The sequence below is a fragment of the Microcoleus sp. S13C4 genome, from assembly GCF_036700865.1.
Lineage (GTDB): Bacteria > Cyanobacteriota > Cyanobacteriia > Cyanobacteriales > Microcoleaceae > Microcoleus.
The window spans coordinates 1-14,440 of sequence record NZ_JAUBPS010000107.1; the positions used below are offsets into that span (position 1 = coordinate 1).

Here is a 14,440-nt window from a genome sequence, read left to right on the forward strand (position 1 = left end):
CATTGTTTATACGTCCTTTTTTTCACATTTTGGCACAAAATGCAAGGGCTAATTGAGAATGGTGCAAGATCTCAGTTCAAACCGAGACATTGACCGGGAGCCCCCAGATACCTTACGCTTCGTCACGGCTAATCGGAGAGAACGTTCTGCCAAATTATTATCAGGAGGAATGTCCGGATGGTCTAAAAAGTACCACCATTGATGTGCTTTCTCACGCAACGAGCGCAATAAAAGTCCCGCAGCATGACCAACATGACCTTGCCAAGTATTTAACAATTCTGCCAACCTGGTCTTAAAGTCCCTCGCCCAAGTCTGATAATCAAGCTCTTCAGGGTGTTCCCGCCCGGAGTCGATGTTGTCGAAATGCCTCATCAATTAATTCCAAGAACGCAGAGGCGACAACTGTATTGTTACCGTAACTAAGAAGCAGAACTTTCTTAAAATGTCGCCGTAGATGGGCTAAACATTTTTGTTGGGCTCCCACAATCACACCGTTGTAGACGCTAAAATCATCAGAGCTCAACACTCCAGCAAATTCATGCCCCAACATCGTCTCTAATTCGGCTCTACTCCGAGTATCCGCAGCATGAAACAGGCAAAAATCTTGACCCGTAGCTGTCTACAACCATTCTTTGACTCCCTTGACACACCAAGGGGTTTCATCGACATGGACGTTGGCTTGTAAGGGTGCCCATTTCCATAAGGCTTCAACGGCAGACTTTACAGCATCGGCTACCCGCGCATTTGTCGCTTGTAATGTCCCTATCCCTATTTCGATTCCACCTAGTTCGCGCAGGAACTCTTGTTGCTTTTCGTAGGATATGTGCCCATAATTACCTAGCCATACCAATAATGCTTGTAGCTCGATGCTTAAGTCTTGCCCTGGAACTATCTCGGATGCTGGTGAGCCCATCACCATTGCTCCACATTCTAGGCATTGACATTTGACTCGTTGATATTCCACCACTTCAATTGGTAAGGCTGCTAAACACGCTACTTGCTGCTTGCTATAACCAATCGCATCACTTAATTCTCTGCTACCACAATGCTCACTCATTGTCAGGAGTGCTGATTTGATATCTATCTACTCGCCCAAATCCTTTTCGGGTTTTACCGATATGTCCCCGCTGTCCTCCTGGTTTTGGCTTTGGCTCTTTTTCTGATTCTTTTGAGTTATCAACTTTGGCCAGTTCTGATTTCTGTATGAGATCGCTTGATGGGGGTTTCGATGATGTTTTGCTATTGCTGGGCTGTCTCTCTTTGAGCTTTTCGAGTTCTTGTTGTAATTTTTCAATCAGCTTCTGTTGGGTTAGCACAATTTTGACCAGCTCCTCACGGCTCAACTGGTCAACTATTTCTAATTTTAGTGCGGCTGATAACTCTGGCTTTTCGCTCATCTGACTACATTACCAGATTTTTCCGCTTTCAATCAACTATTTTTCACCTGAATCCTTACAAAATTGAAAAGGAGATTTGCCACCTTTATTCAGAGAGCCGCTTAATAATTGGTCTTCACGGCTCCAATATGCTGCTACCGTCTGCTCATGCTGGTATGACAATTGATTTGATAGATGAACGGTGGCGAAACTTTGCCCAAGATATTTTATACCAAGAAAGCGACCCGAGAATGGCTACTTTTCGCTATAGATTTTTGCCGTATCAGACTAGCAATGATACACTGGCCTTCATAGCGGCTGTGATGGTTCTGAATTGGTCTAAGTTTAAATCCCAGATGACTGCTGATATTATATAACCTGGGGCTAATTAGACATACTACCGAACCCGCGCTCGTTCAACTATTTTGCGTGTTATAAATATGGATAAAGTCGTCAATGTTGTGAAAATCTTTGACATTTTTTCTCAACCATTTTTCATCATTGTCCCACCACTTAAACTTCAGCAGAAAATCAATCTTTTGTTCATCAAACCTATAGCGAATAAGTTTGGCCGGAATTCCTCCATATATAGCATAAGGTGGCACATCTTTTGTGACAACGGCTCCGGCTGCGATAATGGCTCCATCACCAATAGTTACACCATCTACAACAATAACATTTGAGCCAATCCAAACATCATTGCCGATATGGACAGTTTTTTCCTCTTCCTCAAAATATTTTTGGTCTACAAAAGTTGTCCCTACTAGCATCTTTGGCGAATAAAATATCGGATGGCTGGAAACAAAATTTCCCACAGGATGTAAGCCTAAGCGAATGATGCAGTTTGGCCCTATCGAACAAAAATTGCCGACAACACCATTGAAAATTCGCGTATTATCGCGCACATAAGTGTAAGAACCAATGACAGAACCTTCTATGGCTACACGACTAGACACACTAACATTGTGACTGATAGTTGAATTTGTAACCAAAGCCATATAGTCTTGATAAAAATTATTATATTTAAACTTGTTTTTCCACCAATTGACTAAAAATCGCAGATATTCAGTGATTGGATTTTTGATTATAGAACGGAGAAATGTTGAGATTTTAGACATGGTTACTAATTACTTAGTGAAGGTTAAATATTGTGTTCCCACATAACTTATTTAATTTTTTCTTAATGCGCCGGATTAATGGGGGATGATAATCATAAAATGTATCTTGAGTGAATTGATCGGCTACAAAATTTCGGATCGCGTGGTTTGGATGTCTTAAAGGAAAGGCGATTGCTTCCGTTGGCATATTACTATATATACTATCTTCTCCTGAAGTATGGGTGGCTTGACTGCCAAACCCAATATTAGAAATTAAATTTTTCTCTGGAATAATAGCAAGTCCATTTTCAACCCAACAAGTAAAAAGCCATCTAAAAAACCAATTGTTGACAGTTCCATCATAGGAAACTTGAAAAGCACTATCCCAAACTTTTACAGATTGAGGATTAGCTAATAAATTTTCGAGAAAGCCTGCTTCCCGAAGTTGAGGCCATAACTTCATGTCAACATCATAGTATTGCCATGCTCGGCGCCAAGTCGCCCATCCCCAACAGTTACTAAAACGCGAAAAATAGTAACTGTCTTCTGTTCTTTTTCTCCCAAATTGTAAATTTACGCCAGCGATTGACATAATCCGTTTGTCATCTCGATAATGCTCTAATAACTGCTCACAAAAAGGGAAGAATGTTGGGTCTGGCAAACAATCATCTTCGAGAATAATTGCTTCCTCTACGGTATTAAATACCCAGTCGAAACCGCTAGAAATGCGATCCCTGCAACCTAAATTAATCTCTGAATAATTTTTCAGAACTTCACAGTCCCAATCGACGCGATCGATAATTGCACGTACAGCGACGCACTTTTCAGCTTCCCCAGGTTTGTTGGCACGAGGGCCGTCAGCAATTACTAACAGCTTAGGGGGTTTAACTTGTCGAATCGCCTCGAAGACTTTTTCAGTAGTATCCACTCGATTGAAAACCACAAAAACAATGGGAGTTTTTGTCTGATAATGTGGCATTTAAACTGTTGCACTCCAACGATTATAATTATTCTTGCTTAGTAGAACTCATCAATATTATGAATGTGCTAGGAACCTTGCAGGCTTGGCCTGTCAACTTAAGTTCTAAATTCCAATTTATCACCAAAAAGTTCGCCGGTCAACTATAATACAACAATAGTTTACCCAGACCGACTTCTAGGACTGACGCTCTTAAACTCTCAAACCTTGATACCCCGACCCCATTGCCCAAGTGGGGAACTCTTAAACCCCCCTTGTGAAAGGGCTGTAGCGACTGCGTAAGCCCTAATTTCATTTTTGTAGCGACGGTTGCAACCGCCGAGCGAGTGGTAAAATAAAACACTGTTACTTTTAGCCTTACCTATCCTTAAAAGTAGCCAAATTGGGAATAATGAACCGTACTAAGATCGCCGCCCTTTTAACTTGCTTCAACCGCCACCAGAAAACATTAGCTTGCTTAGAGGCACTTTTTAACCAGGCCCTTCCCGCCAATGTAGATATTTCTACCTATGTAGTCGATGATGCCAGCACCGACGGTACCAGCGATGCAGTCCGTCAAACCTATCCTCAAGTCAAAATTTTTTCCGGCGATGGGAACCTATTTTGGAATGGGGGAATGCGTCGCGCTTTTAGCGAAGCAATGAAAGACGATCCCGACTACTACCTCTGGTTAAATGATGACACTATTATTTATCAAGAAACAGTAAGGGTCTTGCTACAAACAAGTCACAATTTGTCAGAAAAAGGAGAAACAAAAGCAATCGTTGGCGGTTCTACCTGCGATCTCGAAACAGGTCAAACAACATACGGTGGTGTCGTGCGAAATAATCCTTTGCACCCCTTCCGATATGGTGTTCTCGAACCGAGCAAAGACCCTCAGAGATGCGATACGATGCACGGCAACTGCGTATTAATTCCTCGCAGTGTTGTGCAAATTGTCGGCAACCTCGATCCGGCTTTTGTCCATTATATTGGTGATTGGGATTATGGTTTACGAGCCCGACAGAAAGGATGTACAGTTTGGATTGCTCCCGGCTATTTAGGCACTTGTTCCCTCAACCCCCAGGTGACAAAAACGGCTGCTGAGAATTTAAGCGAAGGATTGGACAAAATGAGCAAACCGAAAGGTCTATCCTTCAAAGATACTACCCTGCAACCGGCTCAAGAGTGGAAAGTATTTACTCAGCGGCATGGTGGCTTGTTGTGGCCAATTTATTGGCTGCTACCTTATCGAAGGTTAGTTTGGCTTTCAGTGTTGAGTAAACTGGGATTGACTAAAAACAAAACTAAAGGTGAATAGGATGGTTGATAGAAATGAACTCCGCATTGCTTGGCTGGTTCCAGAAGTGGGACTGGGAGCGTACTGGCAGCCTGTTTTGAGAGAATTTACGAAGGTTTTTAAGAATACTGTATTTTATACGGGTGGGGTTTGGCCGGGGTTCGATCCAAAAATGCCTGGTTCGTCGGCAATTCAGTTAGTAGGAAAGACGAGTTTTGTAGAGACGACAAAGATAGATACAGGCTACGATCGCGGATTTATCGTAGTATCACCTAGTATTATCGGCTATCTGCTCGAATTTCGTCCTCAAGTCGTATTTCCCCAAGCTTTCTCTTTGTGGACTGTGATTGTAGCACTTTTAAAACCGCTGATGCGGTGGAAAATTGCGATTATCTATGATGGTAGTTCCCCCAATACAGATTTTCGAGATTCCAGTTTTCGGACTTTTGTTCGCCGGATACTTGTGCGGTTTGCTGATGCTTTTGTTTCTAACAGTAATGCGGGCAAGCAATATCTGATAGAAGCGCTTAATGTACCCGAGGATAAAATTTTTACCCGAACCTATCTTGTCCCCGATGCGGGAGCTTTAATGAAACGGCTGGAGGGCACTGAGTCGCCGAATTTGGAGTTGAAACGCCCAATTTTTCTGTATGTGGGGCGTATCACATCAAGAAAGGGAATTAAGACGCTTTTAGAAGCTTGCGCTATTCTTAAAAGTCAAGGTTATGTTGATTATTCGCTGTTGATTGTTGGCAAGGGAGATCAGCGGGAAGAACTGGAAAATTTTATTAAAGAGCGCAATTTTGAAGATCAGGTAACTTGGGCCGGATGGGTGGAATATGGAAGTTTGGGTACTTACTTTCAGCAAGCTGATGTTTTTGTATTTCCTACTTTTGAAGATGTCTGGGGAATGGTGGTACCGGAGGCGATGGTTTTTGCCAAACCAATACTATGCTCAAATGGTGCGGCTGCTTGTGAGTTGATTGCTGAAGGGGAAAATGGTTATATTTTCGATCCTCACGATCCCTCATGTTTAGCTGAAGCGATGCGGCGCTTTCTGGACAATCCAGATTTGATTAAGTCAATGGGAGAGCGCTCACGCGAACTAATTGCTCAAAAAACTCCCGAAACAGCCGCCCAAGCTTATGTGGAAGTAACATCCTTTTTAACGCTTAGTCGTTAGTGGTTAAGCTGTTGTGGATAGTAGCAAAAAACAGAGTTTTTAAGTAAAAATAACTACTAACAACAAATTAACGGCTTACGACTAATTACTAACCACTAACCACTAACCACTACAAATTGCCGATGAAAATTCTTTTATCTGCCTTTGCCTGCGAACCCGGACAAGGATCTGAGGAAGGAGTGGGCTGGAATGCGGTGGTAGAAGCCGCCAAGCATCAAGAAGTTTGGGTACTAACTCGCACCTTTTACCGTACCGCTATTGAAGCCTTCCTCGCCACGTACCCAAACCCTAACCTGCGCTTTGTCTACATTGAGCCTTTCGGCTGGAGCGAAAACTTTAAAGGTAGACAGGGAGGGCTGCAATTGCACTATTACCTGTGGCAAATTTTGGCTTACTTAGAAGCGCGCCAGCTCCACCGCCAAATTAATTTCGACATCGCCCGCCACGTTACCTACGTTAAATTTTGGTCGCCGAGCTTTATCTCGCTGCTGCCAATTCCTTTTATTTGGGGGCCTGTGGGCGGTGGGGAAGCAGCCCCTAAACCTTTTTGGGAAGATTTTAGCTTTAAGGCAAAACTTTACGAAACAGCGCGAGACTGGGGGCAGCGCCTGGGTGAGAGAGATCCCTTTGCCAGGATGACGGCTCGCAGAAGCGTCTTAGCTTTGGCGACAACGGAGGACACGGCGAAGCGGGTGCGGGCGATGGGGGCTAAAAAGGTGCAGGTGCTTTCCGAGGCGTGTCTGTCGAAGGAAGAGATGGCGCGGCTGGGAGAGTGCCAGATGCCAGGGCTTTCCCCGATCAGGTTCATCAGTATGGGGCGGCTGCTGCACTGGAAAGGCTATCACCTTGCGTTGCGGGCTTTTGCCCACGCTAACTTGCCGAATGCCGAATATTGGCTGCTGGGGGATGGCCCGGAACGCGATCGCCTTCAATCTCTAGCGGAAGAATTGGGCGTTTCCTCTCAAGTTAAGTTCTGGGGGAGGCTGCCGCGCGAGGAAACTTTGGATAAGCTAGGGGAGTCTCATGTACTTATCCACCCTAGCTTGCACGATTCAGGTGGCTGGACTTGCTTGGAGGGGATGGCGGCGGCGCGTCCCATCATCTGCTTGGATCTGGGAGGGCCTGCTACTCAAGTGACGGCCCAAACGGGGGTAAAAGTACCTGGTTACAATCCAGAACAGGCAGTGCAGGGTCTAGCTGAGGCGATCGCTCATTTAGCGGGCGATGCCGAGTTGCGATCGCGCTTGGGTGAAGCAGGTCGCAATCACGTCAGGGAAGTATATGATTGGGATGTTAACGGTGAATTCTTTGCTCAATTGTGCGAAGATATAGTCTATCGAAAATCATGATAACTTCTGATTTGTTCGATCGGACCCAACAAAGAAAACTATATTTTTTAAGGCGGTGAAACGTGGGCGTTGCAATCATTACTGGCTCGGCAGGTTTAATTGGCTCTGAGGCGTGTAAGTTCTTTGCCAAACAAGGCTTAGATATAGTTGGCATCGACAATAATATGCGCGAGTTCTTTTTTGGTGCTGATGGTTCTACAAGCTGGAACCGCCAACTGCTCGAAAACTCCTTGGGTACCAAGTATGATCACTTAGATGTGGACATTCGCGACTCTGAAGCCATTATCCATATTTTTAAGCGGTACGGCGAGTCGGTCGAGTTAGTAATTCACACAGCAGCCCAACCGAGCCACGATTGGGCTGCCCGCGATCCTCAAATAGATTTTACCGTCAACGCTAACGGTACTCTCAATCTTTTAGAAGCAACTCGCTTGTACAGTCCTAAAGCGGTGTTCATTTTCACTTCTACCAATAAAGTATACGGCGATACACCCAACAAATTGCCTTTAATTGAATTAGAACACAGGTGGGAAATTGAACCAGGCCATACTTACGAAACCGGCATTAGGGAAGATATGTCAATCGACCAATGCCTGCACAGTTTGTTTGGTGCTTCTAAGGTAGCTGCTGACGTTTTAGTTCAAGAATACGGTCGATATTTTAATATGAACACCGCTTGTTTTCGTGGTGGCTGCCTGACAGGACCCAATCACTCGGGAGCTCAATTGCACGGCTTCCTCGCCTACTTGATGAAGTGCGCCGTGACGGGAACTCCTTACACCGTGTTTGGCTACAAAGGCAAGCAAGTCCGCGATAACATTCATAGTGCTGATTTAATTGCGGCTTTTTATGAATTTTATAAAGCTCCCAGAAGTGGCGAAGTTTATAATACAGGAGGAGGCAGGTACAGCAACTGTTCGATGTTAGAAGCCATTCAGATGTCGGAGGAAATTGCAGAACGCAAATTCAATTCGACTTATGCTGAAGGGAATCGCATTGGCGATCACATTTGGTGGATTAGCGACAATTCAAAATTTGCCAGTCACTATCCAGACTGGAAAATGAAATATAATGTTAAACAAATCCTACAGGAGATTTATGAGTGTAACCGTGAGCGTTGGCTGAAAGAAGGCTCCGATGATTGAGCTGAGAAAAAAGAATGTGCTGGGAATTGGGGTAAAGGATGGAATACAAAGTTAAACAAATCCTACAGGAGATTTTTTATGAGTGTAACCGCGAGCGTTGACTTAAAGAGGTATTCCATGATTGATAAAGGAAAAAAGAATGTACTCGGCATTTTAGTTAATGCCGTTAATTATGAAGCGGCTGTTAGCAAAATTATTGCGGCAGCCAGCGCCGGAAAACCTATGTCAGTTTCAGCTCTAGCGGTTCACGGGGTAATGACTGGGGTTCTCGACAGCACTCATCGCTATCGTCTCAATCACATTGACTTAGTATTGCCAGACGGACAGCCGGTCAGGTGGGCGTTAAATTTGCTCTACCATACGGCATTGCCCGATCGAGTTTGCGGGCCGAATGCGATGTTACAAATCTGCGAACGTGCGGCAGAAGAAGGATTACCTATCTATTTGTACGGCTCTCAAGCTTCTGTACTGGAAGATTTATCTCGCAATCTCTGCCAGCGTTTTCCCAAGTTAATTATTGCTGGAACTCAGCCTTCTAAATTTAGGCAAGTTTCGCCCCAAGAGAAACAAGAAATTGCACAGCAAATTCGCAACAGCGGTGCAGCAATTACTTTTGTCGGTTTGGGGTGTCCCCGGCAAGAAGTCTGGGCTTACGAATACCGGGACGACTTATCAATGCCCTTGATAGCTGTAGGTGCTGCTTACGATTTTCATGCGGGGAATTTGGCTAAATCTCCTGACTTTTTATCTAAAATAGGTTTGGAATGGCTGTTTCGGATGATGAAGGAACCTCGGCGCCTGTGGCAGCGGTATGTTTTTTTGAATCCGCTTTATATCTGGCTGTTTTTGCTACAAGCTTTGAAAATTAAACACTTCGACCCCACAGACGCCACACCGCCTGTAGAAGAAGTATTATATGGTTGAAATTTAAAAGTATCTTGTGAATTATGGATGCTCACAAGAAAAAAGTAAAAAAGCAAACACATCGTAACTAATCGTTTTGAGGTGCAACTGCGATCGCATATTCAAGAAAACTTATATCAAATCCGGTGGCATCGGAATTATAGTGGGATCTCTTAAGCTCGCTACCCAAATCGCGAGCTTAAGAGATCCCACTGACATGATCCAAATATATTATTCCGACGCAACTGCAAACGATATTACGCAAGAAAGCAATTTTTACATTATGTATGTGGTAAGGTGCGGACTTCAGGGGGTGACAACCCCGTCAGAACATAGATATAGTCATTTCAAATAAGTATGAGAATATTAAAAAATGACGTAAAATGAATAAAAATAGTTAACCACTTAGGAAAAGGTCTTACAGCATAGATTTGAGAAAAAGAGTCGTGGATTATGTAGAAAATGGCGGTCGTATCGCCCAAGCGGCTGTCCTATTTAAGGTAGGAAGAGCAACGATATATCGGCATTACTCACAAGTTAAGCTAAAAACACTATTGTCATTGAGTAATTTTACTCGTTTTTTACCTGTTGACCCAATTAAAATATGACTCCATTTGTTCCTTTATTATTGAAAAAAAATTGTTCGGCACTTCTTGGAGTTCCAGGGAAAGGAGAAATAATTAGCCTGACATGAGGTTTTCCCCGTTGCTTAACAATCCCTAAATCTTGATTGTTATCGGCGGCAAAATACTTAACTAGGTCAGAAGCTATTCCTTTTTGATAGGCAACCGAAAAATGATACATCCCCCGATAAATCATTTCTAATGAAACCCGTTCAATTGGTACTCCTAATTCATCTGCCACCGCATCTCTATCGTCTACTAAAACCGCATAAAATAGCCAAGTAGCCCAGACTTAGAGATTGATTCCGTTTAATGAACCTGTCCATAAATAGCTGAGATTTAATCATCTTTTTACTGTACAAAATGCGTCTTCAATTCGCCAGCGTCTTTGATATAAATCTGCTACTACATAGGGGGGCAATATTTCATGTTCTCGGACACTTGTTAGATAAGAACGCCAGGAAGCCTTGGAGCGAATCTGTACTAATCTTATAGTCAAAGCTGGTGTCTGTTTTGTGCCTGCACCTATTTTAATTATCGGGTCTTTGACATCATAAGTATTTGTTAATACCCGCTCGACCTGATAAGATGCACCTTTCTTGATTCGAGTGATAAATCCAATTTCTTGCTGGATGAGTTTTTCCCAAAAAGCGAAGTGATAAAAGCCTGTGTCCAATAAGAGCAAGGTTTTTGGCTTAACTGTTTTTAGTAAATCTTCCTCCCAGTGAGTATCTGCTTGTTTGGGATTTGTCCCAAACCAAATTTCTTCGGGAAGATGAGTTACTAGGTCTATGATTACTCCCATTTTTCCGGATAATTGACCAATTGGCACATCTGATAAACTTTGTAGCTTCCGAAATAATGCTTCTAATGTTGACCCGTCAGCTATCCAGTTTCCAAGTTTTTTAAGGCAAATTGTACGCTATCTGGTAAGGGTCTGGATTTTCTTGCTAACCCTTTCTGACGAAAATGAGGTAGTAATTCTTTAAATACTTTTTCAAATAAAATTGCTGGAAAAGTTAAAAATCCTTGCGATAATGCTTGTTGACTAATTTCTGACGGCTGACACCATAAAAATCCTTCTCTATTTAATAATCTGGTTAATTCTGTTACTCCCGCTACATTTCGCCATAAGAGACTTAATATTGCTGCCATCATTAATGGTAGTGTCAGAATCCTATCTCTTAAATTTAGTTGGCGATAAAAAGTTTTTTGGGCAGCCATTACTGGAATTAATAAATCTTCCAGGTGATTCGCGATCGCTTCATTTTCTATTTGGGGACTATTTTTTTTCTTTGCATGATCTCGGTTAATTCTTTTTTTGTTACTTCTAACTGGTTCAACTATGGCTCAACTGCTTGCCAGATAGATGTTTCAGCCTATTTTACCTTTTTGGGTTTACCTCTTGACAATTTGCACTTTTTTTTAACTTGTCACAAATGATCAAGGATTGAAACGCTAAGGGCGATCGAAATAATGCACAGACTAGCCTAGATCCGGAAAATACCTATTTCCCCATCTAGGGCGTGAAACAGAAGCTCGATGGGAAGATCAAAGATAGCACTCAGAAAGCCGGTTTTTGTGCTAGCATACTTCCGAACCCGCACACACCGCAAAAAACCAGCTTTCTTGGATTTGGATGCCTATTCCTCTTAATATCCTAAAAACTCAGCCGCAATTAACCCAAAACCCTATCAGGGATTTTTTGTCAACCTACTATCGATCCAACTTGCATAAAATGATACCCGCCTGTCGCCGGGAATTCTCCCCAAACTGCCATTATCGTCAATTTTATCAATATCGCTGATGTTTCTTTTGAAAAATCCTCGATCGCTATAACCCCAACAACTAATCCCCGCAATCTTCCCGCCAACAAACGAAGGCCCGCCCAAATCTCCGCTAGCCGTAGCTATCTCATTTTTCCCTAAACCGCGATCAGGAAACCTGGGAAAATGCCTCGGCAAAGGCATCGTGTTCGCTAGTTTCCGCGTCCAAATCAAAGATTAATTGACTTCCCAAAACCAATTCCGACATATCTGATTATGTAGCATATTTCAAAAGATCAATGAAAGCATCATAGCGATTCTGTCCGCTCTCTCTTTTTGCCTCATAAGCCAAACTTTCAGCTTGTCTCTTTCCACCTAAACCGATATATCCATATCCCATTTTCATCAATACTTTGCCCACTTCATTTTTATTTCTATTTATCTCGTACTGTTCCCTACTTTGCGACGCCATCTTTTTCAGCTTTAATATCGTTTCCGATACAACCGGAAACGATATGAATTGGTTAGATAGCTATTCGCAACCTGACTGGTTCAAGAAGTCCGGCCTCGCGAGTATTTCGTTTGTGGAAGTTAGCTTATATCGTTTCCAGTTGCATCGGAATAATAAAGTCTAGTCAACAGTTAACACTCAATCATTCAGTTTTTCGACCCCTCCTTCTACAGTCAACAATAATTCCGGTGCAACCGGAATAGATATTACTTATTCCAAGATTTTACTTCGATAATTCGACATTAAGTTCATTCACGACGCGGCGTTTGAGCGGAAGGGATTTTTCTCTGGGCAGCAAATCAAATACTTTCCGGAAAGCATCATCTACCTGTTCAAATGGTATTTGTCCTTTCTCATTAAAAACTACTTTTCCCGATTGGTCGAGGATGAGAGTTTGGGGTACGAAACCTTCGTAATAATGGCTAGGTTCTGTGAGTTCCGGTGACGCTTTGGGAGGCAAAGAGTCAACTGTTATGGGCATAAAATCGGCTTCGCGGCCGTAAAATTCCTGGAGTTGAGAGACGACGATCGCGTATTGCTTGGAGTCACTGCTGTCGTCAGTGTAAAACACTAACAATACGGGTTTATTGCGTTTGAAAGAATCTGCAAGCTTAACTTTAGGAGGAACTAGGGAACCGTTGCCGGCGTAGAGGGCATAAATAGTACCGTCGAAGCGATCGTCTGTGAGAGTTGCTAAGGCGGGCGCCGTGCCGCTTAGCAGTATCAAGCTAAGTGCGATCGCGACTGTTAAAAGACTAGCTGACAAGATTCGCTTCAGCAAGCCCAGGCCAGAAGCAGGAGTAACAAGTGAATTTTTGTTCTCAGAAAATATCATAGGTTGTTGGCAGTTGCTGTAAGGAAAGCGAAATCAGATGCAAAAACTTTCCTAATTTTATCAGCAAAGTGTGGGCAAATGTTGGTGAGTAGGTTAAAGTAGTTTCGGCTCGACTATCATAAATTGCTGATAGTGGCGATCGCCAAGGCAATTATACTGACCGAAGATCACTATTTGCGATCGGCTTTTCAGGGGCGGGATGGAAGTGTCCGCACCACAATAAAATTTATTTGTGGTGGGGTGGGCTTCTAGCTTCCCAGAAGGGTGCAAGATATTAAATTCAACTGATTACTAGAAACAGACAACTGGGAATTTACAACTAATGATAGCTTTGCTTGACGCACTCCTCGCCCAAACGCCCGCTGCTGATGTTTCCGGGCCCACTCAACTCAATCTGTTGCAGGCGATTGTGTTAGGAATTGTACAGGGATTAACAGAGTTTTTGCCCATCAGCAGCAGCGCTCATTTGAAGGTAGTGCCGATCGCCCTTGGATGGGGCGATCCGGGGGTTGCTTATACTGCTGTAATTCAGTTGGGCAGTATTGTGGCAGTGCTTTGGTATTTCTGGAAAGACTTGACAACTATAACTTTGGGTGCTGTAGATGCCGTGAGGCGACGCGACTACGAATCGCAAGAGTTTCGGATCGCCTTGGGAATTGCTTTGGGAACAATACCTGTAGTCTTTTTTGGGCTGCTAATCAAGATATTGGTGCCAGATTTTGACAAGTCGCCGCTAAGAAGTTTGGCCAGCATTGCCATTGCTTCGATCGTCATGTCCCTGCTGTTAGCAATAGCAGAAAAAATTGGCAAGCGCAATCGCACTTATGAAAAATTAACTGTTCAAGACGGTATTTTGATGGGATTAGCTCAAGCAATGGCATTGATTCCGGGGTGTTCGCGATCGGGTTCCACTCTAACAGCAGGATTGTTTATAGGATTGGAAAGACCTGCCGCCGCGCGGTTTTCTTTTTTGTTGGGAATTCCGGCAATTACTCTGGCTGGATTAGTGGAATTGAAGGGTGCTTTAGGAGAAGGAATCGGCGATGCTGGAGTTGCAGCTTTGATAGTAGGAACGATTTCGGCATTTGTGTTTTCTTATTTGTCGATCGCGTGGCTGATGAAGTTCCTTCAAACTCAAAACACCTGGGTATTTGTGTGGTACAGGTTGGCTTTTGGCGTGGCAATTTTAACGGCGCTCGCAGGTGGGGCAGTGCGAAATCTATAAAATAGAAATTCCCTAGCTGTAGGAGCGACTTATGTCGCTCTGAACTCGGTTTAATTAATAACTGGAACGCCAAATTACCATCTATTTTTTTGTAATAAGCTGTTGCACATTTAAACTGTGATACACGCATTGCCCTTATTTTTGATTTTACGACCCCACTTAATTATTA

The 14,440-nt window shown here is 43.3% G+C and carries 14 protein-coding genes and 3 pseudogenes; 8 read left to right on the forward strand and 9 right to left on the reverse strand.

Going from position 1 to position 14,440, the window contains the following annotated elements; genetic code table 11:
- Window positions 1–48: 48 nt before the first annotated feature.
- The 3 genes and pseudogenes from QT996_RS26775 to QT996_RS26785 all read right to left on the reverse strand — a co-directional run bounded on the left by QT996_RS26775 (window position 49) and on the right by QT996_RS26785 (window position 1,397).
- Window positions 49–372 carry an IS66 family transposase gene (locus QT996_RS26775; RefSeq protein WP_445304597.1) on the reverse strand — a complete coding sequence of 108 codons (324 nt, stop codon included), beginning with the start codon at window positions 370–372 and terminating at the stop codon, window positions 49–51.
- Window positions 329–1,057 (reverse strand): annotated as a pseudogene (locus QT996_RS26780) (IS66 family transposase). Before QT996_RS26780 ends, QT996_RS26775 begins: the two are co-directional and overlap by 44 nt.
- Entirely contained in the window at window positions 1,050–1,397 is a 348-nt protein-coding gene (locus tag QT996_RS26785) for a DUF6444 domain-containing protein (RefSeq protein ID WP_333050375.1), read from the reverse strand. Before QT996_RS26785 ends, QT996_RS26780 begins: the two are co-directional and overlap by 8 nt.
- A gap of 128 nt (window positions 1,398–1,525) precedes the next feature.
- On the opposite strand from QT996_RS26785, the gene QT996_RS26790 reads away from it, so the two are divergent.
- Window positions 1,526–1,753 (forward strand): hypothetical protein, encoded by a 228-nt coding sequence (locus tag QT996_RS26790; RefSeq protein ID WP_333050377.1) that lies wholly within the window; start codon window positions 1,526–1,528, stop codon window positions 1,751–1,753.
- Between the two features lie 39 nt (window positions 1,754–1,792).
- On the opposite strand, the gene QT996_RS26795 is transcribed toward QT996_RS26790, so the two are convergent.
- Together QT996_RS26795 and QT996_RS26800 are read right to left on the reverse strand one after the other, a co-directional pair.
- Window positions 1,793–2,494 carry a CatB-related O-acetyltransferase gene (locus tag QT996_RS26795; RefSeq protein WP_333050378.1) on the reverse strand — a complete coding sequence of 234 codons (702 nt, stop codon included), beginning with the start codon at window positions 2,492–2,494 and terminating at the stop codon, window positions 1,793–1,795.
- A gap of 13 nt (window positions 2,495–2,507) precedes the next feature.
- Window positions 2,508–3,452 (reverse strand): glycosyltransferase family 2 protein, encoded by a 945-nt coding sequence (locus QT996_RS26800; RefSeq protein WP_333050380.1) that lies wholly within the window; start codon window positions 3,450–3,452, stop codon window positions 2,508–2,510.
- A 391-nt stretch (window positions 3,453–3,843) separates the two neighbouring features.
- Between QT996_RS26800 and QT996_RS26805 the strand changes: the two genes are divergently transcribed.
- The 6 genes and pseudogenes from QT996_RS26805 to QT996_RS26830 form a co-directional block, all read left to right on the forward strand.
- On the forward strand, window positions 3,844–4,752 hold the full coding sequence (locus tag QT996_RS26805) for a glycosyltransferase family 2 protein (RefSeq protein ID WP_333050382.1): 909 nt from the start codon (window positions 3,844–3,846) through the stop codon (window positions 4,750–4,752).
- 1 nt (window position 4,753) lies between these two features.
- Entirely contained in the window at window positions 4,754–5,914 is a 1,161-nt protein-coding gene (locus tag QT996_RS26810; protein WP_333050383.1) for a glycosyltransferase family 4 protein, read from the forward strand.
- A gap of 122 nt (window positions 5,915–6,036) precedes the next feature.
- The gene (locus QT996_RS26815; RefSeq protein WP_333050385.1) at window positions 6,037–7,263 is read left to right on the forward strand and encodes a glycosyltransferase family 4 protein; all 1,227 of its coding nucleotides are present in this window, start codon (window positions 6,037–6,039) and stop codon (window positions 7,261–7,263) included.
- A gap of 62 nt (window positions 7,264–7,325) precedes the next feature.
- Window positions 7,326–8,408 carry an NAD-dependent epimerase/dehydratase family protein gene (locus QT996_RS26820; RefSeq protein WP_333050386.1) on the forward strand — a complete coding sequence of 361 codons (1,083 nt, stop codon included), beginning with the start codon at window positions 7,326–7,328 and terminating at the stop codon, window positions 8,406–8,408.
- Between the two features lie 78 nt (window positions 8,409–8,486).
- Window positions 8,487–9,332, forward strand: a complete 846-nt coding sequence (locus QT996_RS26825; RefSeq protein ID WP_333050388.1) for a WecB/TagA/CpsF family glycosyltransferase — start codon at window positions 8,487–8,489, stop codon at window positions 9,330–9,332.
- 404 nt (window positions 9,333–9,736) lie between these two features.
- Window positions 9,737–9,859, forward strand: a pseudogene (locus tag QT996_RS26830) (IS630 transposase-related protein); the annotation flags it as partial.
- A 49-nt stretch (window positions 9,860–9,908) separates the two neighbouring features.
- Here the strand turns inward: QT996_RS26830 and QT996_RS26835 are convergent.
- The 4 genes and pseudogenes from QT996_RS26835 to QT996_RS26850 form a co-directional block, all read right to left on the reverse strand.
- Window positions 9,909–11,158, reverse strand: a pseudogene (locus tag QT996_RS26835) (IS4 family transposase).
- Window positions 11,159–11,628: 470 nt separating this feature from the next.
- Window positions 11,629–11,904, reverse strand: coding sequence for a hypothetical protein (locus QT996_RS26840; protein WP_333050389.1), 276 nt, complete (start codon window positions 11,902–11,904; stop codon window positions 11,629–11,631).
- Between the two features lie 70 nt (window positions 11,905–11,974).
- Window positions 11,975–12,172, reverse strand: coding sequence for a hypothetical protein (locus tag QT996_RS26845; protein ID WP_333050390.1), 198 nt, complete (start codon window positions 12,170–12,172; stop codon window positions 11,975–11,977).
- Between the two features lie 262 nt (window positions 12,173–12,434).
- The gene (locus tag QT996_RS26850) at window positions 12,435–13,046 is read right to left on the reverse strand and encodes a thylakoid membrane photosystem I accumulation factor (protein ID WP_333050391.1); all 612 of its coding nucleotides are present in this window, start codon (window positions 13,044–13,046) and stop codon (window positions 12,435–12,437) included.
- A 322-nt stretch (window positions 13,047–13,368) separates the two neighbouring features.
- Here QT996_RS26850 and QT996_RS26855 point away from each other — a divergent pair, with 322 nt between their 5' ends.
- On the forward strand, window positions 13,369–14,271 hold the full coding sequence (locus QT996_RS26855) for an undecaprenyl-diphosphate phosphatase (protein WP_333050393.1): 903 nt from the start codon (window positions 13,369–13,371) through the stop codon (window positions 14,269–14,271).
- Window positions 14,272–14,440 lie beyond the last annotated feature (169 nt).

Bases quoted from the DNA above. Each gene is read 5' to 3' on its own strand.
- QT996_RS26845 (WP_333050390.1), bottom strand. From the start codon at position 12,172: ATGGCGTCGCAAAGTAGGGAACAGTACGAGATAAATAGAAATAAAAAT.
- QT996_RS26785 (WP_333050375.1), bottom strand. From the start codon at position 1,397: ATGAGCGAAAAGCCAGAGTTATCAGCCGCACTAAAATTAGAAATAGTT.
- QT996_RS26790 (WP_333050377.1), top strand. From the start codon at position 1,526: ATGCTGCTACCGTCTGCTCATGCTGGTATGACAATTGATTTGATAGAT.
- QT996_RS26800 (WP_333050380.1), bottom strand. From the start codon at position 3,452: ATGCCACATTATCAGACAAAAACTCCCATTGTTTTTGTGGTTTTCAAT.
- QT996_RS26775 (WP_445304597.1), bottom strand. From the start codon at position 372: ATGAGGCATTTCGACAACATCGACTCCGGGCGGGAACACCCTGAAGAG.
- QT996_RS26795 (WP_333050378.1), bottom strand. From the start codon at position 2,494: ATGTCTAAAATCTCAACATTTCTCCGTTCTATAATCAAAAATCCAATC.
- QT996_RS26805 (WP_333050382.1), top strand. From the start codon at position 3,844: ATGAACCGTACTAAGATCGCCGCCCTTTTAACTTGCTTCAACCGCCAC.
- QT996_RS26815 (WP_333050385.1), top strand. From the start codon at position 6,037: ATGAAAATTCTTTTATCTGCCTTTGCCTGCGAACCCGGACAAGGATCT.
- QT996_RS26855 (WP_333050393.1), top strand. From the start codon at position 13,369: ATGATAGCTTTGCTTGACGCACTCCTCGCCCAAACGCCCGCTGCTGAT.
- QT996_RS26810 (WP_333050383.1), top strand. From the start codon at position 4,754: ATGGTTGATAGAAATGAACTCCGCATTGCTTGGCTGGTTCCAGAAGTG.
- QT996_RS26840 (WP_333050389.1), bottom strand. From the start codon at position 11,904: ATGCCTTTGCCGAGGCATTTTCCCAGGTTTCCTGATCGCGGTTTAGGG.
- QT996_RS26850 (WP_333050391.1), bottom strand. From the start codon at position 13,046: ATGATATTTTCTGAGAACAAAAATTCACTTGTTACTCCTGCTTCTGGC.
- QT996_RS26825 (WP_333050388.1), top strand. From the start codon at position 8,487: ATGAGTGTAACCGCGAGCGTTGACTTAAAGAGGTATTCCATGATTGAT.